Origin of the sequence: Streptomyces sp. Ru73 (assembly GCF_002920575.1) — a bacterium.
Classification (GTDB): domain Bacteria; phylum Actinomycetota; class Actinomycetes; order Streptomycetales; family Streptomycetaceae; genus Streptomyces.
Map to the genome: position 1 here is coordinate 1 of NZ_PQSQ01000028.1, position 22,663 is coordinate 22,663.

The window sequence follows — 22,663 nt, forward strand, 5'->3', positions numbered from 1 at the left end:
GGTGCTGCGGCTGACGGATCCCCGCCGCCTACGGCCCCTTCCTGTCCCGCACGGTGCGTGCCGTGGTGCGCGGCGGGCCGCTCTATCTGGTGCCGCGCGAGAACGGCGAGCTGGTCGTCGGCGCCACCAGTGAGGAGCTGGGCTGGGACACCACGGTGACCGCGGGCGGTGTCTATGAACTGCTGCGCGACGCGCACGAGCTGGTGCCGGGCATCACCGAACTGCCGCTGACCGAGACGATCGCCGGGCTGCGCCCCGGTTCGCCCGACAACGCGCCGCTCCTCGGGGCCAGCGCGCTGCCCGGCCTCCTGATGGCCACCGGGCACTTCCGCAACGGCGTGCTGCTCACCCCGGTCACCGGCGACGTCATGGCACACGTGCTGACCACCGGCGAGCTGCCCGAGGAGGCGCGGCCCTTCACGCCGCTGCGCTTCGGGCCCGCTGCCGCCGCCTCCCCCTCTTGCGCGCCGATGCGCGCCGCACTCCAGGAGCAGACCGCATGACCCTCCAGCAGGCGCCCGAGTCCGCCTCCGGGCCCGCACCCGTGACCGTCTCCGTGAACGGCGAGCCCCGCGAGATCCCCGCGGGGCTGCCGCTCGACCGGCTGGTGGCGACGCTGACCAGCGCGTCGAGCGGGGTCGCCGCTGCCGTCAACGAGGAGGTCGTGCCGCGCAGCCAGTGGCCGGCGACCCCGCTCGGCGCGGGGGACCGCGTCGAGGTGCTCACCGCCGTCCAGGGAGGCTGACCCGAAGATGACCGATACGCACGCCCTCGAAGAGACCGCCGCCCCCGTAAACGCGCCGGACGCGGCACCCGAAGCGGACCCGCTGGTCATCGCCGGCACCGCCTTCCGGTCCCGGCTGATCATGGGGACCGGCGGCGCGCCGAGCCTCGACATCATGGAGCGCTCGCTGCTCGCCTCGGGCACCGAGCTGACCACCGTGGCGATGCGCAGGCTGGACCCGACGGTGCAGGGTTCGGTGCTCTCCGTACTGAACCGGCACGGCATCCGTACGCTGCCGAACACCGCGGGCTGCTACACCGCGGGCGAGGCCGTGCTCACCGCCCGGCTGGCCCGCGAAGCGCTCGGCACGGACTGGGTGAAGCTGGAGGTCGTCGCCGACGAGCGGACCCTGCTGCCGGACCCGGTGGAGCTGCTGGACGCGGCCGAGACGCTGGTCGACGACGGGTTCACGGTCCTGCCGTACACCAATGACGACCCGGTGCTGGCGCGGAAGCTGGAGGACGTGGGCTGCGCGGCGATCATGCCGCTGGGCTCCCCCATCGGCTCCGGGCTCGGCATCCGCAACCCGCACAACTTCCAGCTGATCACCGAGCGGGCCGGGGTGCCGGTCATCCTGGACGCCGGCGCGGGCACCGCCTCGGACGCCGCGCAGGCCATGGAGCTGGGCTGCGCGGCGGTGATGCTGGCCTCGGCGGTCACCCGGGCGCAGGAGCCGGTCCTGATGGCGCACGCCATGCGGCACGCGGTCGAGGCGGGCCGGCTGGCGTACCGGGCGGGCCGGATTCCGCGCCGGCACTTCGCCGAGGCGTCCTCGCCGACGGCGGGACTGGCCGAGCTGGACCCGGAGCGGCCCGCGTTCTGAGCGATCTGCGTCAGGGGCGTGAGGGCGGTGGACGGCTGCTCGTAGACTCGTCTGCCGTGGACACCACCCTTCAGGACCCCCTGGTCGGACAGCTGCTCGACGGCCGGTACCGCGTACAGGCGCGGATCGCCGCCGGCGGGATGGCGACGGTCTACCGCGCCGTCGACACGCGGCTGGACCGGGTGCTCGCCCTGAAGGTGATGCACCCGTCCCTGGCCGCCGACGCCTCGTTCGTCGAGCGCTTCATCCGGGAGGCGAAGTCGGTGGCCCGGCTGGCGCACCCGAACGTGGTCGGCGTGTTCGACCAGGGCACGGACGGTACGTACGTCTACCTGGCGATGGAGTACGTCGCGGGCTGCACCCTGCGGGACCTGCTGCGGGAGCGCGGCGCCCTCCAGCCGCGTGCCGCGCTGGACGTCCTGGAGCCGATCCTCGCGGCGCTGGGCTCCGCGCACCGCGCGGGCATGGTGCACCGCGACATGAAGCCGGAGAACGTCCTGATCGGGGACGACGGCCGGGTCAAGGTCGCCGACTTCGGGCTGGTCCGTGCGGTGGACACGCACACCACGGCGTCCACGGGCACGGTCCTGGGCACCGTCGCCTACCTCGCGCCCGAGCAGATCGAGGACGGCAGCGCGGACACCCGCGCGGACGTCTACGCGTGCGGCGTGACGCTGTACGAGATGCTCACCGGCAGCAAGCCGCACGACGGCGGCACCGCGGCCCAGGTGCTCTACCAGCATCTGCACGAGGACGTGCCGGCGCCGTCGGCGCTGGTGCCGGGGCTGCCGCCGGAGCTGGACGACCTGGTGACCGAGGCGACGGCGCGCAATCCCGAGGTGCGCCCGCAGGACGCGGTCACGCTGCTGGCGCTGGCCAGGAACGCCCGCGCTGCGCTCACCGAGGAGCAGCTGGACGCGGTGCCGCCGGGCGCGAAGCCGGCGTCCGGCACGGCGGGTTCGGAGGACCGCACGAGCGTGATCCAGCGTGCGGCGGCCGTACAGCTCTCGCTGCCCGGCACGGACGACGTGGACGCCGACGCCGCCGCGGGGCGCACCAGCCGGCTGGAGGTACCGGCGGACGCGCGCACGGACCGGCTGCCCACGGCGGGCGGCGCGGGGCGCGCCGAGACCTCGCGGGCGCCGCGCCGCAAGGCGCTGACGGTGGCCATCGCGCTGCTGGCGGCGCTGCTGCTCGGCACGGGCGCCTGGTACGTCACCACGGGCCAGTTCACGACCGTGCCGGCGGTGCTGGACATGACGCAGCCCAAGGCCGAGCGGACGCTGCACGACGCGGGGCTGGACGTGAAGGTGGAGCGCGCCTACAGCTCCACCGTGGAGCGCGGCCACGTCATCTCCACCGACCCGGAGAACGGCAAGCGCATCCGGGGCACCGGCACGGTCACGATCACCTTGTCCAAGGGCCCGGACATCGTCTCGGTGCCGGACCTCTCCGGCACCCCGGTCGCCGACGCGCGGCGCAAGCTGCGGGACAAGGGGCTGACGCCGGGTACGGAGCGCACGGCGTTCAGCAACGAGGTGGCCAAGGGCTCGGTGATCCGTACGGACCCGGACGCCGGGACCAAGCGGCGGCCCGGTACGGCGGTCGCGCTGACCGTCAGCCGGGGCCGCGCCCTCGACGTGCCGGACGTGGTCGGCGACGAGCGGGCGGACGCAGCGGCCGAGCTGCGCGAGGCGGGCTTCAAGGTCGCGTTCGCCGACCGGCCGGTGTACTCGGACGAGGACAAGGGCGCGGTCGCGCGGCAGTCCCCCGGTGAGGGGAAGAAGCTGGGCGAGGGCGACACGGTGACGCTCACGCTGTCCAAGGGGCCGCAGATGGTCGAGGTCCCGGACGTCGAGGGCCAGAAGGCCGAGGACGCGAAGAAGACGCTGGAGGCGGCGGGCTTCGAGGTCGAGGTGAAGAAGCCGCTCTTCTTCCCGTCGGACACGGTCAAGAGCCAGTCGGTCGACGCCGGGGACACCGCGCCCAAGGGCAGCACCCTCACGATCGAGCTGGACAGCAAGCTGTGAGGCGTACCTGACATCCGGGGAGCCCCGGCCGCCTGGCACCCTTGACAGGTGAGCACTTCCCCGCAGCGCGCCCGTGAGCGCAACCCGATCGGCGGCCACGTCCCGGTGGCCGGCGGTCTCGCCAAGGTCGGCATCCCGTACGCACAGGAGATCGGCGGCGAGGCCGTCCAGGTCTTCGTGGCCAATCCGCGCGGCTGGGCCACCCCGCCCGGCAATCCGATGCAGGACGAGGCGTTCCGTCAGGCGTGCGCGGAACGGGACATCCCCGCGTACGTGCACGCGCCGTATCTGATCAACTTCGGCTCGCACAACCCGGTGACGGTCGAGAAGTCCGTGGAGTCGCTGCGGCACTCGCTGCGCCGCGGCCGGGAGATCGGGGCGCTGGGCGTGGTCGTGCACACCGGCTCGGCGACCGGCGGGCGGGAGCGGGCCGTGGCGCTGGCACAGGTGCGGGAGCACATGCTGCCGCTGCTGGAGGAGCTGACGCACGACGACGACCCGTGGCTGCTGCTGGAGTCGACGGCCGGGCAGGGCGCCTCGCTGTGCTCGCTGGCCGAGGACCTGGGGCCGTACCTGGACGCGCTGGACCGGCACCCGCGCGCCGGGCTGTGCCTGGACACCTGCCACGCGTTCGCCGCCGGACACGACATGGCGGCTCCCGGCGGCACGAAGGCGCTGCTGGACGAGCTGGTGGCGGTGGCCGGCGAGGGCCGTCTGAAGCTGATCCACGCCAACGACTCCAAGGACGTGGCGGGGGCGCACAAGGACCGGCACGAGAACATCGGCTCCGGTCACATCGGCGCCGGGCCCTTCGGCGAGCTGTTCCGGCATCCGGCGACCGCGGGCGTGCCGCTGGTCATCGAGACGCCGGGCGGCAAGGAGGGCCACGCGGCGGACGTGGCACGGCTGAAGGAGCTGCGGGACGGCGGGGACACGCCCGGAACACCTTGATGAATACCCCAGGGGGGTATACCGTTCCCGCTCTCGGCAGAACGGTTCCTTCTGAAGGGGGACTCCCATGCAGCACCAGCACGCATCCGCCGGGCACCACCACACCGCACCCGCGCCGGCCGGCTGGGCCATGGCCGCGAGGGCGACCCTGCACTGCCTCACCGGGTGCGCCATCGGCGAGATCCTCGGCATGGTGATCGGCACCGCGCTGGGCTGGCACAACGTGCCGACGATGATCCTCGCCATCGCCCTGGCCTTCGTCTTCGGCTACTCGCTCACCCTGCGTGGCGTCCTCCGGGCCGGGCTGGACTTCCGGGCCGCCCTCAAGGTCGCGCTGGCCGCCGACACCCTCTCGATCGCGGTGATGGAGCTGATCGACAACGGCGTGATCGCGCTCGTGCCGGGCGCGATGGACGCCCACCTGTCGGAGTGGCTGTTCTGGGGGACGCTGGCGTTCTCGCTGGTCCTGGCGTTCCTGGTGACCACGCCCGTCAACCGGTGGATGATCGGCCGCGGCAAGGGGCACGCCGTGGCGCACCAGTACCACTGAGGAGTACGGCGGCTCAGAGCTCCGGGCCGTCGCCCGGCTCCTCCTGATAGGAGTAGCGCTGCTCCCGCCACGGGTCACCGAGGTTGTGGTAGCCGCGCTCCTCCCAGAAGCCGCGGCGGTCCGCCGTCATGTACTCGATGCCGCGGACCCACTTCGGGCCCTTCCAGGCGTACAGGTGCGGCACGACGAGCCGTACGGGGAAGCCGTGCTCGGCGGTGAGCAGTTCGCCGTCCCGGTGGCTGGCGAAGAGGCAGCGCTCATCGGCGAAGTCGGCGAGCGGGAGGTTCGAGCTGAATCCGTACTCGGCCCAGACCATCACATGGGTGACATCGGGCGCGGGCGGCGCCAGGTCGAGCACCGTACGCGTCAACACCCCGCCCCATTCGGCACCCAGCATGCTGAACTTCGTCACGCAGTGCATGTCGGCGACGACGGTGGCATACGGCAGCGAGGTGAATTCCTCGTGCGTCCAGCAGTGCTTGTCACCGTCGGCCGTGGCGCCGAATACGCGGAATTCCCAGCGCTCGGGGCGGAACCTGGGCACGGGCCCGTAGTGCGTGACCGGCCATCCGCGCTGCAGTCGCTGCCCCGGAGGCAGCTGAGGAAGCTCCTCTTCGCGGCTATCCGGCTGACCCATGCCTCCATGGTGGCAGACCGGAAGGGGTGCTGATGACCAGGGCAGGGCGGATTCGGGCAACTCCCACTAAGCGTGCACTTACTGGACGCCCCATATATCCCGGTGCAAGGATGCCCGGCACCTGTCCAGTCGACGCGTGGAAGGAGCCTTGCAGACATGCAGGGAGATCCCGAGGTCATCGAGTTCCTGAACGAGCAGCTGACCGCCGAGCTGACCGCGATCAATCAGTACTTCCTGCACGCCAAGCTGCAGGACCACAAGGGCTGGACCAAGCTGGCCAAGTACACGCGCGCGGAATCCTTCGACGAGATGCGGCACGCGGAGGTCCTCACCGACCGCATCCTGCTCCTGGACGGCCTGCCCAATTACCAGCGGCTCTTCCACGTCCGCGTCGGGCAGACGGTGACCGAGATGTTCCAGGCCGACCGGCAGATCGAGGTCGAGGCCATCGACCGGCTGCGGCGCGGCATCGAGGTGATGCGGAACAAGGGCGACGTCACGTCCGCCAATGTCTTCGAGGCGATCCTGGCCGACGAGGAGCACCACATCGACTACCTGGACACGCAGCTGGAGCTGATCGAGAAGCTCGGCGAGGCGCTCTACCTGTCCACACTGATCGAGCAGACCGCGCCGGACGCGTGAGCGGGACCGGGCGGCCTCGTCGCCCGGGCGGCCGCTAGGCGGCTTCGGGCAGCTCTTCGAGCGCGGGGGCGCCCTGGTCGATCAGCTGCCGGCGGGGGCAGGCGCCGCGGCCCAGCAGGGCCTGGATGCGCTTCACGCAGCCGCCGCAGTCGGTACCGGCCTTGCAGGCGGAGGCTATCTGGCGCGGCGTGCAGGCACCCGTGTCCGCGTGTTCCCGTACCTGTTCCTCAGTGATGCCGAAGCACGAGCAGACGTACACGCGGTCACCCCCGCCCTTCCCGTAGCTTCGGTTGATCTTGAGTGAGGTTACCCTTACCTTACCCGCCATGGCGGGCGCTTAACAACGCAGTGGGGCGCGGATCACAGAATCCGCGCCCCACCTTGCGTCTACGCGCCCGTCTACTGGTCCCGGTACATCTCCGCGACCAGGAACGCCAGGTCCAGCGACTGGCTGCGGTTCAGCCGCGGGTCGCAGGCCGTCTCGTACCGCTGGTGCAGGTCGTCGACGAAGATCTCGTCGCCGCCGCCCACGCACTCGGTGACGTCGTCACCGGTCAGCTCGACGTGGATGCCGCCCGGGTGCGTGCCGAGCGCCTTGTGCACCTCGAAGAAGCCCTTGACCTCGTCCAGCACGTCGTCGAAGCGGCGCGTCTTGTGGCCGGAGGCCGCCTCGTAGGTGTTGCCGTGCATCGGGTCGGTGATCCACGCGACCTGCGCGCCCGAGGCCGTGACCTTCTCCACCAGCGTGGGGAGCTTGTCGCGGATCTTGTCGGCACCCATGCGGGTGATGAAGGTCAGCCGGCCCGGCTCACGGTCCGGGTCCAGCCGGTCGATCAGCGCGAGGGCGTCCTCGGGCGTGGTCGTCGGGCCGAGCTTCACACCGATCGGGTTGCGCACCTGCGAGGCGAACTCGATGTGCGCGTGGTCCAGCTGCCGGGTCCGCTCGCCGATCCACAGCATGTGGCCGGAGACGTCGTACAGCTTGCCGGTACGGGAGTCCGTACGGGTCAGCGCCGTCTCGTAGTCCAGCACCAGCGCCTCGTGCGAGGCGTAGAACTCGACGGTCTTGAACTCCTCCGGGTCCACCCCGCAGGCGTTCATGAAGTTCAGCGCCCGGTCGATCTCGCGCGCCAGCGCCTCGTAGCGCTGGCCCGAGGGCGAGGACTTCACGAAGTCCTGGTTCCAGGCGTGCACCTGGCGCAGGTCGGCGTAGCCGCCGGTGGTGAAGGCGCGGACCAGGTTCAGCGTGGCGGCGGAGGCGTGGTACATCCGCTTCAGCCGCTGCGGGTCCGGGATACGGGCCGCCTCGGTGAACTCGAAGCCGTTGACGGAGTCGCCGCGGTACGTCGGCAGGGTCACGCCGTCGCGGGTCTCGGTCGGCTTGGAGCGCGGCTTGCTGTACTGGCCGGCGATCCGGCCGACCTTCACGACGGGCACGGACCCGGCGTAGGTGAGGACGGCGCCCATCTGGAGCAGCGTCTTGAGCTTGTTGCGGATGTGCTCGGCCGACACCGCGTCGAAGGCCTCGGCGCAGTCGCCGCCCTGCAGCAGGAACGCCTCACCACGGGCGACGGCTCCCAGACGCTCACGCAGCTGGTCGCACTCGCCCGCGAAGACGAGCGGCGGATAGGACTCGAGCTCCGCGATCACATCGCGCAGAGCCTCTTGGTCCGGCCAGTCAGGCTGCTGCGCCGCGGGCAGGTCTCGCCAGGTGTTGCCACCGGCGTGGATTTCAGCGTTCACGGTCACCTCGTCAACATTACGGGGTCTTCGCGGGCGTCCAGTACGCCGACCGCAGTATGAGACAGGACGCACAGCGCCCGGCGCGGCATCGGGTAGGGTGCACCACATGTTCGCGCAGACGACCCTGAACTGGTGGTGGACCGCTCATCCGGCGGCCCACTGATTCGCGCGCACACGAACCTGCGAAGGCCGCCCGAGGGGCGGCCTTCGGTCTTTCCGGCTCCGGCCCGTCCCTCTCCCCCAGCCCCTGAGTGAGAAGGACGAGATCATGGACCTGACCGAGCTGCTCGCCGACGACCGGCCCTTCGCGCTGCTGCGCCGCCGCACCCCCGGCCGCGACCACGACACCGTCGAGGTGCTGATCGGCCCGGTCGCCCCGTACGAGCGGCTCGCCGACCTCCCCGAGGGCCTGGCCATGGTGCCGTTCCGGCAGATCCGGGAGCGCGGCTTCGACGTGCGCGACGACGGCACGCCGCTGGCGGCGCTCACCCCCGAGGAGCGGTACGAGCTGCCGCTCGCCGACGCTCTGGCGCAGCTCCCGGACCACGCGGTGGCCGTGACGGACGGCGGCTTCGACGTCAGCGACGAGGAGTACGCGGGGATCGTCGGACGGGTGCTGGACGCGGAGATCGGCCGGGGCGAGGGCGCGAACTTCGTCATCCGGCGGACCTTCCAGGGCGAGATCCCGGGCTTCGGCCGGGCCGACGCGCTGGCCCTCTTCCGGCGGCTGCTGGCCACGGAGCGCGGCGCGTACTGGACCTTCGTGGTGCACACCGGCGAGCGCACCCTGGTAGGCGCCAGCCCCGAGGTGCACGTCCGCATGAGCGGCGGCACGGTCGTGATGAATCCGATCAGCGGCACCTACCGCTACCCGGCCGACGGCCCCACCGCGGACGACCTGCTGGACTTCCTCGCCGACGGCAAGGAGATCGAGGAGCTCTCCATGGTCGTCGACGAGGAGCTGAAGATGATGTGCACGGTCGGCGACCGGGGCGGGGTGGTGATCGGCCCGCGGCTGAAGGAGATGGCGCACCTCGCGCACACCGAGTACGAGCTGCGCGGCCGCTCCACGCTGGACGTCCGCGAGGTGCTGAAGGAGACGATGTTCGCGGCCACCGTCACCGGCTCGCCCGTGCAGAACGCGTGCCGGGTCATCGAGCGGTACGAGCCGGGCGGCCGCGGTTACTACGCGGGCGCGCTGGCCCTGATCGACCGGGACGCGGGCGGCGCGCAGCGTCTGGACTCGCCCATCCTGATCCGCACCGCCGACATCGACGCGGGCGGGCGGCTGCGGGTGGGCGTCGGCGCGACGCTGGTGCGCGGCTCGGACCCGGCCGGCGAGGTCGCCGAGACGCACGCCAAGGCCGCCGGGGTGCTCACCGCGCTGGGCGTCCGGGAGGCGCCGGCCCGCCGCGCGGACGCCGCGCCGCCGCGGCTGGCCGAGGACCCGCGGGTGCGCGCCGCGCTGGACGCGCGCCGGGCCGGCCTCGCGCCGTTCTGGCTGCGGATGCAGACCACCGCGCCGACCGCGGCGCTCAGCGGACACGCGCTGGTGATCGACGCCGAGGACACCTTCACCGCGATGCTGGCGCACCTGCTGCGCACGTCGGGGCTGGAGGTGACGGTACGGCGGTACGACGAGCCGGGGCTGCGGGAGACGGCGCTCGCGCACGAGGGGCCGGTCGTACTGGGCCCGGGGCCCGGCAACCCCTCGGACGCGGCCGACCCGAAGATGCGGCTGCTGCGCGGGCTGGCGGCCGAGCTGCTGCGGGAGCACAAGCACGGCCTGCTCGGGGTCTGCCTGGGGCACGAGCTGATCGCGGCGGTGCTCGGCCTGGAGATCGTCCGGAAGGACGTGCCGTTCCAGGGCGCGCAGGAGCGGATCGACTTCTTCGGGCGGGAGGAGACGGTGGGGTTCTACAACACCTTCACCGCCCGCTGCGACGAGGCGGCCCTCGCCGAGCTGGCCATGCACCGCGTGGAGCTGAGCCGGGACCCGGCGAGCGGGGACGTGCACGCGCTGCGCGGCCCCGGCTTCGCGGGGGTGCAGTTCCACCCCGAGTCGGTGCTGACGCTGGACGGCGCCGCGCTCACGTCCCAGCTGCTGGCCGCCGTTCTGGTGTGACGAGGAAGTTGGCGCCGGCGCGGCCGGCCAGGTGGTCCTCGACATTGGCCACGGTGGTGTCGATGATCTGGCCGACCGCGTCCTCGGTGAAGTACGCCTGGTGCGAGGTGACCAGGACGTTCCCGAAGGTCATCAGGCGGGCGAGGGTGTCGTCCTCGACGACTTCGAGCGACTTGTCGAAGAAGAACAGCCCGGCCTCCTCCTCGTAGACGTCCAGGCCGACGCCGCGAAGCCGGCCGGCCTTGAGCGTCGCCACGAGGGCCGCGGTGTCCACCAGGCCGCCGCGGCTGGAGTTGACCAAAATCGCGTCGTCCTTCATCGCCGCCAGTGCCTTGGCGCCGACCAGGTGCCGGGTGTCCTCCAGCAGCGGCACGTGCAGGCTGATCAGGTCGGACTCGGCGAACAGCCGGTCGCGGTCGACGTAGGTCATGCCCAGCTCCGTGCAGGCCGGGTTCTCGGCGATGTCCCAGCCGAGCAGCCGCATGCCGAAGCCGTGCGCGATGCGGGTGAACGCCTCGCCGATCTTGCCGGTGCCGACCACGCCCACGGTGCGGCCGCGCAGGTCCCGGCCCATCAGCCCGTCCAGCCGGAAGTCGAAGTTCCGGGTGCGGTTGGCGGCGCGCACGATCCGCCGGTTCACCGCCAGCGCGAGCCCCCAGGCGAACTCGGCGACGGAGTACGGGGAGTAGGCGGACACCCGGGCGACGGTGAGGCCGAGGTCGGCGGCGGCCCGCAGGTCGATGTTGTTGTAGCCGGTGGAGCGCTGGGCGATCATTTTCGTGCCGCCCGCCGCGAGCTCCTGGAGCACAGCGGCGTTCAGCTCGTCGTTGACGGCCGTGCTGACGATCTCGTAGCCGGCCGCGATGGGCGCGGTGTCTCCGTTGAGGAAGACGTCGAGGCTGCGGATCTGATGACGGCCGTCGAAGGCGTGCTCCAGCAGCCTGCGCTCGTCCGCCTGCACCCCGAAGGCCACGATCTCCACGCTGCGCTCCCATCTGTACCGGTTTGCGGACATACGGGCGATGGGCCGAATATACGGCCCACCGCCCGGCCTCGCCGTACGGAGCGGGCGGCGCGCCGCCCGGCAGTGCCGCCGCGTCAGCCGAAGAAGACCCCGGCCTCGGAGTACAGCTTCGGGTCCACTGTCTTCAGCTTCGCCGTGGCCTCCGCGAGCGGCACCCGGACGATGTCCGTGCCGCGCAGCGCGACCATCTTCCCGAAGTCGCCGTCCCGCACGGCGTCGATGGCGTGCAGCCCGAAGCGGGTGGCCAGCCAGCGGTCGAAGGCGCTGGGGGTGCCGCCGCGCTGGGTGTGGCCCAGGACGGTGGTGCGCGCCTCCTTGCCCGTGCGCCGCTCGATCTCCTTGGCCAGCCACTCCCCCACGCCGGAGAGCCGGACGTGCCCGAAGGAGTCGGTGGAGTCGTCCTTCAGGACCATCTCGCCGTCCTTGGGCATGGCGCCCTCGGCGACGACCACGATGGGCGCGTAGCGCACCTTGAAGCGGGACTCGACCCAGGCGCAGACCTGCTCGATGTCGAACCGCTGCTCGGGGATGAGGATGACGTTGGCGCCGCCCGCCAGGCCGGAGTGCAGCGCGATCCAGCCCGCGTGCCGCCCCATGACCTCGACGACCAGGACCCGCATGTGCGACTCGGCGGTGGTGTGCAGCCGGTCGATGGCCTCGGTGGCGACGCCGACGGCGGTGTCGAAGCCGAAGGTGTAGTCGGTGGCCGAGAGGTCGTTGTCGATGGTCTTGGGGACGCCGACGCAGTGGATGCCGTGCTCGTTGGACAGGCGCGCCGCGACGCCGAGGGTGTCCTCGCCCCCGATGGCCACCAGCGCGTCGACCTCGTGCTTGGCGAGGTTGTCGCGGATCCGCCGGACGCCCTCCTCCTGCTTGAAGGGGTTGGTGCGCGAGGACCCCAGGATCGTGCCGCCGCGGGGCAGGATGCCGCGGACCGCGGGGATGTCCAGCGGCACCGTGTCGCCCTCCAGCGGCCCGCGCCAGCCGTCCCGGAAGCCCACGAAGTCGTACTCGTACTCCTGGGTGCCCTTGCGGACCACCGCCCGGATGACCGCGTTCAGCCCGGGGCAGTCGCCGCCACCGGTAAGCACTCCTACCCGCATCGCTTCTTCCCTTCGTCCCGTCCTGGACCGATGCGGGTCACGCTAATGGTGATCCAGGTCACTCAGGAGAGGGACGAGGGGCGGATTCCGGTGATTTTCGGGGGCGTTGGGCGCCGCCGTTCACTCGTACGAGCGGCTCCGGAAACGGCGCCGGATTTCCGCCCGTGGTCAGGGCGTGTCCAGGCCGCGCTCTATCGCGTACCGGACCAGCTCGACCCTGTTGTGCAGCTGGAGCTTGCCGAGGGTGTTCTGCACGTGGTTCTGCACCGTGCGGTGCGAGATGACCAGCCGCTCGGCGATCTGCTTGTACGACAGACCCTTGGCGACCAGGCGCAGCACCTCGGTCTCGCGGTCGGTCAGCCGCGGCGCGCCCGGCTCGTCCTCGGTGGCCGGCGCGGGCTCGGTGGCCAGCCTGCGGTACTCCCCGAGCACCAGCCCGGCCAGTCCGGGGGTGAACACCGGGTCGCCGGCGGCGGTGGAGCGCACCGCCTCGATCAGCTCCTCGGTGCTCGCGGACTTCACCAGATAACCCGTCGCGCCGGACTTCACGGCCTCCAGCACGTCCGCGTGCTCGCCGCTCGCGGAGAGCACCAGGACGCGCAGCCGGGGGTTGCCGCCGACCAGCTCGCGGCAGACCTCGACGCCGGGCAGGCCGGGGAGGTTCAGGTCGAGGACCAGGACGTCGGGCGCCGCTGCCTGGGCCCTGCGGACCGCCTGCGGGCCGTCGCCCGCGGTCGCGACCACCTCGAACCCGGCCTCGGCCAGGTCCCTGGCCACCGCGTCCCGCCACATCGGGTGGTCGTCGACCACCATGACCTTCACGCCCGGGTGCTCGCTCATGCGCCTGCCTTCCCCCGTCGTCCGCCCTCGGGCACGCCGCCCTTGGGTACCGTCAGCTCCACTTCCGTGCCCTGGCCCGGGACGGAGATCCACTCGGCCGTGCCGCCGAGGTCCCGCAGCCGTCCGCGGATGGACAGCGCGACCCCGAGCCGGCCCTCGCGCTCGGCGTCGGCGAGCCGGCCCTCCGGGATGCCGGGACCGTCGTCCCGCACCGTCACGATCACCGCCTCCGGCTCGTCCTCGACCAGGATCCACGCCTGGGCCCCGTCCCCCGCGTGCACCCGCACATTGTCCAACGCGGCACTGACGGCCGCGGCCAGCTCCGCCGCACGGGACGCCGGCAGCAGTACCGGGGCGCCCGGCTCGGAGAAGGTCACCCCGGCGCCCGCGTACGGCGCGAGCAGCGCCCGTACGTCGCACGGCTCGTCCGAGAACTCCTCCCCCTCGGGCACGCAGTTGTCCCCGTACGAAGGCCCGTCGGCCGCGCCGTCCTCGTACGCAGGGTCCGCGCCGTCCTCGTACGCCGCGTCCGCTGCGTCCCCGTGTGCCGCGTCCGCCGCGCCTGAAGGCGGCACGGGCCGCTGCGCCGGCACTAGGCCGCTGGAGACCAGGGTGCGCAGCGCGACCTCCTGCTCACCGGCCATCCGGCCCAGCTCAGCGGCCTCGCCGCCGAGCGCGGCGCCGCGCCGCTGCACCATCGCCAGCACCTGGAGCACGCTGTCGTGGATGTCGCGGGCCAGCCGCTCCCGCTCGCGGGTTGCCGCCTCGATCTGCAGGGCGCGCGCGAGGGTGCGCTCACTGGCGCGGGCCACCTCGACCACGTAACCGATCGCGACGCTCGCCACCCACACCAGCAGCACGTTGTGGACGGTGTCGCGGGCGAACTCCTGGCGTTCCACGAGGTTGGCGACCGCCACCACCGAGGAGGCGCCCGCCGCCCAGCGCCAGCCGCCCTTGATCGCGAAGCCGAGCGCGGCGCCGGCCGTCCATATCGACGGCAGCGTGGGCGCGCCGCCCACGATCCGCGCGTGGGTGTCGACGAGCGGGGTGACCAGGATGCCGGTGACCGCGAAGGCGAGGTCACCGAAGAGGAAGCGGCGGGTGCAGCGCTCGGCGGAGGTGGTGCAGCGCCAGGTCAGCACCATCCACGCGGTGAGCGCCGCCATGTACGCGGCACCGCCCAACGGGTGCGCGTACTCGGTGTAGTTGAGCGAGAAGATCACCACGGCGTAGACCAGGGTGAGCACGCGGTACCCCGTCAGCGCCCGCCACAGCGGGAGCTCGACGGACATCCGCAGCACCCGGGGCTGCCGGGCCCGTCCCCCGGCCCCCGCCGCCGTGCTCGCCGGCTCCGCCACCGCGGGTATCCGGTCCTCCGATGCCATCCGGCCCACCCCCCTCGCCGGGCTACTGAGCCCCGGACCCGGACTTCTTCGCCGCCTTCTCCGCCTCGGCCTGCTTCTTCGCGGCCTCGGCGATCTGCCGCTTGGCCGCGGTCGCGTAGATGTCGACGTACTCCTGGCCCGACAGCTTCATGATTTCGTACATGACCTCGTCGGTGACCGACCGCAGGATGAAGCGGTCGCCGTCCATGCCGTGGTAGCGGCTGAAGTCCAGCGGCTTGCCGATGCGGATGCCGGGCCGGATCATCTTCGGCACGATCTTGCCGGGCGGCTGCACCTTCTCCGTGTCGATCATCGCCACGGGGATCACCGGCGCGCCGGTGGCCAGCGTCACCCGGGCCAGGCCGCCGGGCTTGCCGCGGTAGAGCCGGCCGTCGGGCGAGCGGGTGCCCTCGGGGTAGATCCCGAACAGCTCGCCGCGCTCCAGCACCTCGATGCCGCTCCTGATCGCCGCCTCACCGGCGCCGCGGCCGCCGGAGCGGTCCACCGGCAGCTGGCCGACGCCCTTGAAGAACGCGGCGGTCAGCTTGCCCTTGATACCGGGCGAGGTGAAGTACTCGGCCTTCGCGATGAAGGTGACCTTCCGGTCGAGCACCGCGGGCAGGAAGAAGGAGTCCGAGAACGACAGGTGGTTGCTCGCCAGGATGGCGGGCCCCTCGGCAGGGATGTTCTCCAGGCCCTCGACCCAGGGGCGGAACGCCAGCTTCAGCGAGTTGCCGACGGAAAACTTCATTGCGCCGTAGATCAACGCCACTCCTTCTGTGTCCGACGCAAAGACCTTAACCCGCGCGGCGGTCCCCCTCCTCACCGTGCGTGGCGCCGCGGCCGCGCCCCGCGCGGCACACCCTCCCCTGCGGACCTATCCGGGCGGCTGGGCTTTGCGTACCCTGCAGTTACCAGCTTTCGCCGCAGGCCGGCGCTTCCCCTTTTACCGAACGGAGTCTTCCGGTGCCGCTCCTTCCCGGGGCCGAGCCGTTCCGCCATGAAGGCGGTCAGGTCGGTGTCCTCGTCTGCCACGGCTTCACCGGTTCCCCGCAGTCCGTACGCCCGTGGGCCGAGTACCTCGCGGACCGGGGCCTCACCGTCTCGCTGCCGCTGCTGCCGGGCCACGGCACCCGCTGGCAGGACCTGCAGATCACCGGCTGGCAGGACTGGTACGCCGAGGTCGACCGCGAGCTGCGCGCCCTGACGGCCCGCTGCGACAAGGTCTTCGTCTGCGGCCTGTCCATGGGCGGCGCGCTGGCGCTGCGGCTGGCCGCGCGGCACGGCGACGCGATCAGCGGCGTGGCCGTGGTGAACCCGGCGAACAAGGTGCACGACGCGGCGGCCCCGCTGCTGCCGGTGCTGCGCCATGTCGTCCGCTCCACCAAGGGCCTGACCAGCGACATCTGCAAGGCGAACGCCATGGAGACCGGGTACGACCGGGTCCCGCTGCACGCCGCGCACTCGGTGCGGCAGTTCTTCCGGCTGGTCGACGCCGAGCTGCCGCAGGTCACCCAGCCGCTGCTGGTGATGACCAGCCCGCAGGACCACGTCGTGCCGCCGGCCGACTCCGAGCGCATCATGAGCCGGGTCTCGTCCAAGGACCTGCGGCAGAAGCTGCTGGAGCGCAGCTACCACGTCGCGACCCTGGACCACGACGCCGAGCAGATCTTCGCCGACACCTACGACTTCATCGCCCGCCTCGCACCGGCCGTGAAGGGGGAGGGGACGACCACCAGTGGTGGAGCGTGACCCGCGCGATCCTCTGGACGAGGACGCCGCCTGGGCCGAGATCGTGGCCTCCTACGGCGAGGAGCCGGCCTTTCCCGCGCCGGAGGACCGGCCGTCCGCGCCGGTCTCCCGGCAGCCGGACGCCGGGGACGACCGCCCGGTGACCGACCTGGACCTGGAGAAGGGCCTGGCGAACTGGGAGAAGGAGCTGGGCCTGGACAAGAGCACGGCGAAGGAGCCGGCCGAGACCCCCGAGCAGCCGGGTCCGGTCCCGGACGCCGGGCGGGAGCGGACGGACGGCGCGCCGCGGCCGGGCGCCGGGGAGGGCGCGGAGGACGCGCCACCCGCCGAGCGGCCGGAGCGCGGTCCCGCCGGCCTGCCCGGTGACGTCTCCGGTGACCGGCCCGGCAGCTCCGTGGTGTTCGCGCCGGGCGTCGGGCCGCGCGACTGGTCGGCCGCCGAACCCTCCGACGAGGACTTCGACGAGGACGACGAGGGGCACTTCACCCCGCCCGAGCCGCCGCCGCTGCCGCAGGCCGACGTCACGACCAAGTTCGCCTGGATCGCGGTGCTGGGCGGCCCGCTGCTGCTCGTCCTGGTGATGATCTTCCAGTGGCCGGTCACCTGGTGGATCACCACGCTGGGCATCGGCGGCTTCCTGGGCGGCTTCGCGACGCTGGTCGCCCGGATGAAGGACGATGACGACGACGAGCCCCGGCCCGGGGGCGGCGCGGTCGTCTGACGGCGCCGGGCGCCCGGGCGCCGGGCCGCCGCGCGCGGGGCCGCTAGGGAGTGGCCGGCACCCGCAGCGCGGCCAGCACCGGCAGGTGGTCCGTGGCGGCCAGCAGGTCCGCCTCCCGTACGCCCGGGAGGTCGATCGGCACGCCGCAGGCCAGCACCTCGATGCCGGCGGTGGTGAACACCCCGTCGATGCGCTGGTGCGGGTCGTGCGGCGTCGAGGTGTACTCGCCGCCCCAGGGCGCGGCCTCCCAGGCGTCGGTCAGCGCCCCGGCCAGCCGCCGGAAGCTGCGCCCCTTGGGCCGGTCGTTGAGGTCCCCTGCGGCCACCGCGTGCGGCGCGTCCAGCAGCGCGAGCCGCTCCAGGAGCAGCCCGGCCTGCTCGTACCGCTCCGCCGCGCTCAGGCTCAGGTGCGCGCTGAGCACCCCCAGCCGCGCTCCCCCGATGCGCAGCACCGCGGTCGCGAAGCCGCGCCGGTGCAGTCCTGGCGTCTTGGGCAGCAGGACGTCCTCGGCGCGCTCCACGTGGGCGCGGAGCGAGGTGAGGACGAGCGGGCCGCAGGCGGTCGCGCCGCCCGTGGCGTACACCAGGTCCGTCTCGCGGGCGAGGGCCGCAGCGGCCTTCCGCCAGCGGAAGAAGCGCGGCGCCTCCTGGAGGAGCGCGACGTCGGGGGCGCAGGCGCGGATGACCCTGGCGAGCGCCGCCCGGTCGTCGCGCATCGAGCGGATGTTGTAGCTGAGCACGCGGATGACGGCGGAGCCGTCGGACTCGGTACGGGACTCGGGGAACATGCTCAAGGTGCCAGGTCCTCTCGCCGGGGTCCGGTGCGTCACGGTGGCTCAGACTAAGCCACTGCCCGCCACGCCCCGGAAGGCGCAGCGGGCAGTACGCGGGACGACCGCGGTCACCATGCGGTACCCATGGCCGCGACCGTCGATCGAGCAATTCCCGCGGCGCCCGGCCGGGTCCGCGAGAGCGGCGCCGGTCCGGGCGCGAAGGGCCGCTGCCTAGCCCTGGCGGGCCAGGTCGGCGGCGCCGACGAGGCCGGCCTTGCCGCCGAGCTGGGCGGCGAGGACCTGCGCGTGCGGGCGCCACTGGTTGCCGACCAGCCAGCGGCGGAAGGACTTGCGGATCGGGTCCAGGACCAGCTCGCCCTCGTCGGAGACGCCGCCGCCGACGATGAAGGCGGAGGGGTCGAAGAGCGAGGCCAGGTCGGCCAGGCCCGCGCCGGCCCAGCGGGCCAGCTCGCGGAAGGAGTCCACGGCGACCGGGCAGCCGCGCCGGGCCGCCTCGCTGACGTGCCGGCCCTCGATCCCCTCGGGCGTGCCGTCGCCCAGGCCGAGCAGGATCTCGGCGTTCTCCGGGGTGGCGAAGGCGCGCTGCCGGGCGTACCGCAGGAGGGCGCGCCCGGAGGCGTACTGCTCCCAGCAGCCCTGGCTGCCGCAGCCGCAGAGCAGGCCGTCGGGGACGACCCGGATGTGGCCGAACTCGGCGGCGACGCCGAAGCGGCCGCGGCGCAGCTTGTTGCCGATGATGATGCCGCCGCCGAGGCCGGTGCCGAGCGTGATGCAGATGACGTCGCTGTGGCCCTGGCCGGCGCCGAACTTGTACTCGCCCCAGGCGGCGGCGTTCGCGTCGTTCTCCACGACGACCGGCAGGCCGACGCGCTGCTCGACGTTGTCCTTGAGCGGCTCGTGGCGCCAGTTGATGTTCGGTGCGAAGAGCACCGTGGCGCGCTTCTCGTCGACGTATCCGGCGGCGCCGATGCCCACGGCCTCCACCTGGTGGTCGGCCCCGACGGTGCGGACCGCGTCGGCGATCGCCTCGGTCAGCGCCTCGGTGGTCGGCGGGGTCGGCACCTTGCACGTCTCGAGGATCGTGCCCTCCTCGTCGACCACGCCGGCCGCGATCTTCGTGCCGCCGATGTCGACGCCGATGGTGAGTCCCATGTGTCCCTCAGTTTTCCGGTCGAACCCCGCCAACGGACAACCGTACCGGAGCCGGGGGGCGACCGGAGGCCGGAAGGATCACCGGCCGGGCACCCGGTGGCCTCCTGGCGGCTAGTCCAGGTCGATCCGCTCGCTGCCGGACGCGCCGGCGGGACCGTCGTCGTCGTGCGGTCCGGCGCCGGGCCCGTCGGCGCCGTCGGCCTGCGGCCCGCGCGCGGTGGCGCCCCGGCCGTCGGCAGCGCCGCGGGTCCAGCGGCGCTCGCCCGCCTCGACGGCGGAGCGGTACGCGGCGAGCAGCTCGGAGCCGGCCGCCGCGAGGTGGTCGAAGACCTCGGGGTTGCGTTCGATCACCGGCTCGACGGCGGCCCTGGCCTGCTGGACGAACTGGCTGACGGCGCCCTTCGCGACCATGCCGCCGAGCGCGCCGGGCAGCTGGATTCCGGCGATCTTGTCGCCGACGGCCTCGGCGAGCTTGCGCAGCTCCTCGGCGGCGCTGCCGGGCTCCCGGCCCTGCTCGGCGCGCCGGCGGGCGCGCTCCTCGGCCAGGTCCTCGGCGCAGGCCCGCTCCCAGGCGTCGTCGTCCGCCCGGGAGTCGTGGTCGGCGGGGCGCTCGGTGTCATCGGTCATGACGGGCTCCTGGCGGCGGTACGTCGGAGGACGGGCACTTTCGACGTTACCGGAACGGCGGTACCCGTACGCCCCGCGGTGCGCACCCGTACGGAAACCGTGCGGGCGCGCGGCGCTTCCGTACGGGCGCGCGGTGCGGGCGCGCCCGTACGCCGGGGTCAGCGGTCGCGGGGCCAGAGCTCCGGGTCGGGCGCGAAGCGGACGTGCAGCGCGCCGTCGCGCAGCCCGGCACCGGAGACGGTGCAGCGGCGCAGTACGGAGGGGAGCGTGCGGATGCGGCGGAACGGGCCGACGGTGACGATCAGTTCGTCGCCGCGGCGGACCAGGCCGAGGGTGTCGCGGGCGGCGCCGGGCAGCGGCAGCCGCCAGACCAGCAGCCCGTCCTCGGCGAGCCGGTCCTCCACGGTCCCGGCGAGGTCCGCGCGGTCAGTGCCGGAACCGTCCGTGGCCCCGGTTCCGTCCGTCTCCCCCATCGGCCCGTCGGCCGGCTCGACCAGTTCGGCCAGCTCGACCAGTTCGGCCAGCTCGTCCGTTCCCCGCGGGTCGCGGCCCAGGTGCGGCACCTCGTGCACGGGCACCCCGGCGAAGTCCTCCCGCAGCGTCTTGAGCGCCGCCTGCTGCTGGCCGGAGAGCCCGGCCAGGAAGGGGTCGGCGGAGCCGGCGGGCAGCAGCCGGTTGGCGACCACGGCGTCCAGCCGGTGCCCGAAGAGGGCCAGCCCGGCGCGGGCGGTGCGCAGGTCGGCGGCGCCGGCCGGGCCGGGCTCGACGACCAGCCGCACGGTCGTACCGGGGTCCTCGACGACCGCCTGTACGGCGGCGAGTTCGTGCTCCCAGCGCGCGGCGGTCTCGTACACCTTCTGCGCGGGCATCGGCACCCCGGCGAGCTGCGCGAGCACCGGGCGCAGCGCGCGGGCTGCCTGGCGTTCGGCGGGCAGCAGCCGGCGCAGTCCGCGGCGGGCCTGCTCGGGCAGGGCCAGCAGCCGGACGGCGCGTTCGGCGGGCGGCAGGTCGACGACGATCAGGTCCCAGGCGCCGGCTTCGTGCGCGGCACGCAGCGCGTGCAGCAGCGCGAAGATCTCCGCGCCGGGGAGCTCGGTGAGCTCGTCCTCGTCCAGCGGGGTGGCGCCGAGCAGGTCGAGCGCGGCGGCGGCGCGCTCCTGGAAGGCCAGGAACTCGCGGCGGAAGTGGTCGGCGGTGTCGACGCGGGCGGCCCACAGGCCGGGCTCCGGCCGGGTGGGCTCACCCGTCAGCGGCGTGCCGAGCGCCGCTTCGGGGACGCCGCCCTCCAGCGTGAGGAAGAGGACGCGCTGCTGCCGCCGGGCCGCCGCGACGGCGGTGGCGGCGGCGACGGTGGTGCGGCCCGCGCCGCCGGGGCCGGTGACGAGGACCGTACGCACGCTCAGCCGCTCGCGGCCTCGTCGGAGGAGCCCGGGGCGCCGCTCTCGACGCGCTTCTTCAGGCCGGCCAGCGCGCGGTCGATGATGACCTTCTCGGCCTTGCGCTTGATCATGCCGAGCATCGGGATCTTGACGTCGACGGTGAGCTGGTAGGTGACCTCGGTGTGCTTGCCGCCCGCGACCGGCGCGAGCTTGTACGAGCCGTCCAGGGCGCGCAGCATCTGCGACTTCACCAGCGACCAGCTGACCTCGTGCTCACCGGTCCAGGTGTAGGCGAGGGTGTGGTCGTCCTTGATGGCACCGGCGTCCAGGACCAGCCGGACCTGCCGGGCGCGGCCCTGGTCGTCCTTCTCCAGGACCTCGGCCTCCTTGACCTCACCGGTCCACTCCGGATAGCGGTCGAAGTCGGCGATCACTCCCATCACATCGGCGGGTGCCGCCTCGATCGTGATGCTAGAGCTGGTGTGTTCGGCCATCGCCGTGACTCCTCCATGCCGATTCGTGCCGGTGCGCCGACTGGTGCGGACCGCTGCCGACGGTGCGGAAACCGGGCCGGCCCTGCTGCTGAAGGCTACCGCGCGGCAGGGGGCGCCCCGACCCGCGGTCCGGCCGCACGGGGCGGGTCACCGGGGGTACCGGCCGGCCGTGCGGGTCACCACTCCAGCGCGAACGGCGTCCCGGTGGCATTGAAATGCCCGACATTGATGCACTCCGTCCGGCCGATCCGCATCCGCCGGGACAGCGGCTGGTGGACGTGGCCGAAGAGGGAGTAGCGCGGCCGGGTGCGGTGGATGGCTTCGAGGAGGGCGCGGCTGCCGCGTTCGAAGCGGCGCGCGACGGTGTCGTAGCAGAGGTCGGCGACGTCCGGCGGGATGTGGGTGCACAGCACGTCCACCTCGCCGACGGCCTCGATCTTCGCGGCGTACTCCTCGTCGCTGATCTCGAAGGGCGTGCGCATCGCGGTCCGCAGGCCGCCGCCGACGAACCCGAAGACCCGGCCGCCGATCTCGACCCGCTCGCCGTCCAGGACGGTGGTGCCGGGACCGGCGAACTCCGGCCAAAGATGCGGCAGATCGACGTTGCCGTAGGTGGCGTACGTAGGAGTGGGGAACGCGGCGAACATTTCGGCGTACTGCTTGCGTACGGCACTTTCGATGGCGGCGTCCTTGTCGCGCCCGGCCCACAGGCGGCGGCCCAGCTCACGGGCCTCCTCGAAGCGCCGCGCCGTGCGCAGCTCGACCAGCCGGTCGGCGTTCTCGGTGCCGAAGAGGTCGGGGAAGATGCCGCGCGAGTGATCGGCGTAGTCCAGGAAGAGGACCAGGTCGCCGAGGCAGACCAGGGCGTCGGCCCCCTCGCCCGCGGCGGCGAGGTCCCGGGCGTTGCCGTGTACGTCACTGACCACATGTACGCGCATACGCCTCAGATTAGGCGGCCGGAGCCGCCCCCGGGAGACCCCGCCGACCTGCGGTTACTTCCGAGTCACCAAAAGCCTGGACTACGCTTCCCGGGAGCCGTCCGGAGATGTGTGACGCATAAAACATCTGGGCGGGACCCCCTATCCCCGAAGGCATACCGATGGGTAAC

The 22,663-nt window shown here is 72.8% G+C and carries 24 protein-coding genes and 1 pseudogene; 11 read left to right on the forward strand and 14 right to left on the reverse strand.

Annotation, left to right across the window (positions count from 1 at the left end; genetic code table 11):
* Positions 1 to 17: 17 nt before the first annotated feature.
* The 6 genes and pseudogenes from C3486_RS14945 to C3486_RS14970 all read left to right on the forward strand — a co-directional run.
* A pseudogene (locus tag C3486_RS14945) lies at positions 18 to 503 on the forward strand (FAD-dependent oxidoreductase); the annotation flags it as partial.
* Entirely contained in the window at positions 500 to 745 is a 246-nt protein-coding gene (gene thiS / locus C3486_RS14950; RefSeq protein ID WP_181138552.1) for a sulfur carrier protein ThiS, read from the forward strand. The pseudogene C3486_RS14945 and the gene thiS, both read left to right, overlap by 4 nt.
* Before the next feature lie 7 nt (positions 746 to 752).
* Positions 753 to 1,607, forward strand: coding sequence for a thiazole synthase (locus tag C3486_RS14955; RefSeq protein ID WP_103833182.1), 855 nt, complete (start codon positions 753 to 755; stop codon positions 1,605 to 1,607).
* Positions 1,608 to 1,663: 56 nt separating this feature from the next.
* Complete coding sequence (gene pknB, locus C3486_RS14960) at positions 1,664 to 3,637, forward strand: Stk1 family PASTA domain-containing Ser/Thr kinase (RefSeq protein WP_103833183.1); 1,974 nt, start codon at positions 1,664 to 1,666, stop codon at positions 3,635 to 3,637.
* A 48-nt stretch (positions 3,638 to 3,685) separates the two neighbouring features.
* A complete protein-coding gene (locus C3486_RS14965; protein WP_103833184.1) occupies positions 3,686 to 4,588 on the forward strand; it encodes a deoxyribonuclease IV in 903 nt (300 codons plus the stop codon).
* Between the two features lie 67 nt (positions 4,589 to 4,655).
* Positions 4,656 to 5,138, forward strand: a complete 483-nt coding sequence (locus C3486_RS14970; protein WP_103833185.1) for a DUF4396 domain-containing protein — start codon at positions 4,656 to 4,658, stop codon at positions 5,136 to 5,138.
* Between the two features lie 13 nt (positions 5,139 to 5,151).
* Here the strand turns inward: C3486_RS14970 and C3486_RS14975 are convergent, their stop codons facing one another.
* Positions 5,152 to 5,775 carry a sulfite oxidase-like oxidoreductase gene (locus C3486_RS14975; RefSeq protein WP_103833186.1) on the reverse strand — a complete coding sequence of 208 codons (624 nt, stop codon included), beginning with the start codon at positions 5,773 to 5,775 and terminating at the stop codon, positions 5,152 to 5,154.
* Positions 5,776 to 5,931: 156 nt separating this feature from the next.
* On the opposite strand from C3486_RS14975, the gene bfr reads away from it, so the two are divergent.
* Positions 5,932 to 6,417: a bacterioferritin gene (bfr, locus tag C3486_RS14980; protein ID WP_103833187.1), complete on the forward strand. Its 486-nt coding sequence runs from the start codon at positions 5,932 to 5,934 to the stop codon at positions 6,415 to 6,417.
* A gap of 34 nt (positions 6,418 to 6,451) precedes the next feature.
* Here the strand turns inward: bfr and C3486_RS14985 are convergent, their stop codons facing one another.
* A complete protein-coding gene (locus C3486_RS14985; RefSeq protein ID WP_258052789.1) occupies positions 6,452 to 6,676 on the reverse strand; it encodes a bacterioferritin-associated ferredoxin in 225 nt (74 codons plus the stop codon).
* Positions 6,677 to 6,816: 140 nt separating this feature from the next.
* Positions 6,817 to 8,166: a class II 3-deoxy-7-phosphoheptulonate synthase gene (locus C3486_RS14990; protein WP_103833189.1), complete on the reverse strand. Its 1,350-nt coding sequence runs from the start codon at positions 8,164 to 8,166 to the stop codon at positions 6,817 to 6,819.
* A gap of 100 nt (positions 8,167 to 8,266) precedes the next feature.
* On the opposite strand from C3486_RS14990, the gene C3486_RS38770 reads away from it, so the two are divergent.
* Complete coding sequence (locus tag C3486_RS38770; RefSeq protein WP_107501218.1) at positions 8,267 to 8,323, forward strand: trp operon leader peptide; 57 nt, start codon at positions 8,267 to 8,269, stop codon at positions 8,321 to 8,323.
* A gap of 105 nt (positions 8,324 to 8,428) precedes the next feature.
* Complete coding sequence (locus tag C3486_RS14995; protein WP_103833190.1) at positions 8,429 to 10,285, forward strand: anthranilate synthase family protein; 1,857 nt, start codon at positions 8,429 to 8,431, stop codon at positions 10,283 to 10,285.
* Here C3486_RS14995 and C3486_RS15000 read toward each other — a convergent pair.
* The 5 genes from C3486_RS15000 to C3486_RS15020 all read right to left on the reverse strand — a co-directional run bounded on the left by C3486_RS15000 (position 10,251) and on the right by C3486_RS15020 (position 15,388).
* Positions 10,251 to 11,267, reverse strand: a complete 1,017-nt coding sequence (locus C3486_RS15000) for a 2-hydroxyacid dehydrogenase (RefSeq protein ID WP_103833191.1) — start codon at positions 11,265 to 11,267, stop codon at positions 10,251 to 10,253. The two genes, C3486_RS14995 and C3486_RS15000, sit on opposite strands and share 35 nt — an antisense overlap.
* A 116-nt stretch (positions 11,268 to 11,383) precedes the next feature.
* Positions 11,384 to 12,412, reverse strand: a complete 1,029-nt coding sequence (locus tag C3486_RS15005) for a 6-phosphofructokinase (RefSeq protein ID WP_103833192.1) — start codon at positions 12,410 to 12,412, stop codon at positions 11,384 to 11,386.
* Positions 12,413 to 12,580: 168 nt separating this feature from the next.
* On the reverse strand, positions 12,581 to 13,252 hold the full coding sequence (locus tag C3486_RS15010) for a response regulator transcription factor (protein ID WP_103833193.1): 672 nt from the start codon (positions 13,250 to 13,252) through the stop codon (positions 12,581 to 12,583).
* Positions 13,249 to 14,544 carry a MacS family sensor histidine kinase gene (gene macS / locus C3486_RS15015; protein ID WP_103833240.1) on the reverse strand — a complete coding sequence of 432 codons (1,296 nt, stop codon included), beginning with the start codon at positions 14,542 to 14,544 and terminating at the stop codon, positions 13,249 to 13,251. The genes C3486_RS15010 and macS overlap by 4 nt, the downstream gene beginning before the upstream one ends.
* A gap of 115 nt (positions 14,545 to 14,659) precedes the next feature.
* Positions 14,660 to 15,388, reverse strand: a complete 729-nt coding sequence (locus C3486_RS15020; protein ID WP_103833194.1) for a 1-acyl-sn-glycerol-3-phosphate acyltransferase — start codon at positions 15,386 to 15,388, stop codon at positions 14,660 to 14,662.
* A 215-nt stretch (positions 15,389 to 15,603) separates the two neighbouring features.
* On the opposite strand from C3486_RS15020, the gene C3486_RS15025 reads away from it, so the two are divergent.
* Complete coding sequence (locus tag C3486_RS15025) at positions 15,604 to 16,389, forward strand: carboxylesterase (protein ID WP_103833195.1); 786 nt, start codon at positions 15,604 to 15,606, stop codon at positions 16,387 to 16,389.
* Entirely contained in the window at positions 16,376 to 17,110 is a 735-nt protein-coding gene (locus C3486_RS15030) for a hypothetical protein (protein WP_103833196.1), read from the forward strand. Before C3486_RS15025 ends, C3486_RS15030 begins: the two co-directional genes overlap by 14 nt.
* Positions 17,111 to 17,153: 43 nt before the next feature.
* On the opposite strand, the gene C3486_RS15035 is transcribed toward C3486_RS15030, so the two are convergent.
* The 6 genes from C3486_RS15035 to C3486_RS15060 all read right to left on the reverse strand — a co-directional run bounded on the left by C3486_RS15035 (position 17,154) and on the right by C3486_RS15060 (position 22,481).
* Complete coding sequence (locus tag C3486_RS15035; RefSeq protein ID WP_103833197.1) at positions 17,154 to 17,897, reverse strand: endonuclease/exonuclease/phosphatase family protein; 744 nt, start codon at positions 17,895 to 17,897, stop codon at positions 17,154 to 17,156.
* 216 nt (positions 17,898 to 18,113) lie between these two features.
* Positions 18,114 to 19,055, reverse strand: coding sequence for an ROK family glucokinase (locus C3486_RS15040; protein WP_103833198.1), 942 nt, complete (start codon positions 19,053 to 19,055; stop codon positions 18,114 to 18,116).
* Positions 19,056 to 19,166: 111 nt separating this feature from the next.
* On the reverse strand, positions 19,167 to 19,682 hold the full coding sequence (locus tag C3486_RS15045) for a DUF5304 domain-containing protein (RefSeq protein WP_103833199.1): 516 nt from the start codon (positions 19,680 to 19,682) through the stop codon (positions 19,167 to 19,169).
* Between the two features lie 158 nt (positions 19,683 to 19,840).
* Positions 19,841 to 21,079, reverse strand: a complete 1,239-nt coding sequence (locus tag C3486_RS15050) for an ArsA family ATPase (RefSeq protein WP_103833200.1) — start codon at positions 21,077 to 21,079, stop codon at positions 19,841 to 19,843.
* Positions 21,080 to 21,081: 2 nt separating this feature from the next.
* The gene (locus C3486_RS15055) at positions 21,082 to 21,555 is read right to left on the reverse strand and encodes an SRPBCC family protein (RefSeq protein WP_103833201.1); all 474 of its coding nucleotides are present in this window, start codon (positions 21,553 to 21,555) and stop codon (positions 21,082 to 21,084) included.
* Between the two features lie 176 nt (positions 21,556 to 21,731).
* Positions 21,732 to 22,481: a metallophosphoesterase gene (locus C3486_RS15060; RefSeq protein ID WP_181138558.1), complete on the reverse strand. Its 750-nt coding sequence runs from the start codon at positions 22,479 to 22,481 to the stop codon at positions 21,732 to 21,734.
* Positions 22,482 to 22,663: the final 182 nt, after the last annotated feature.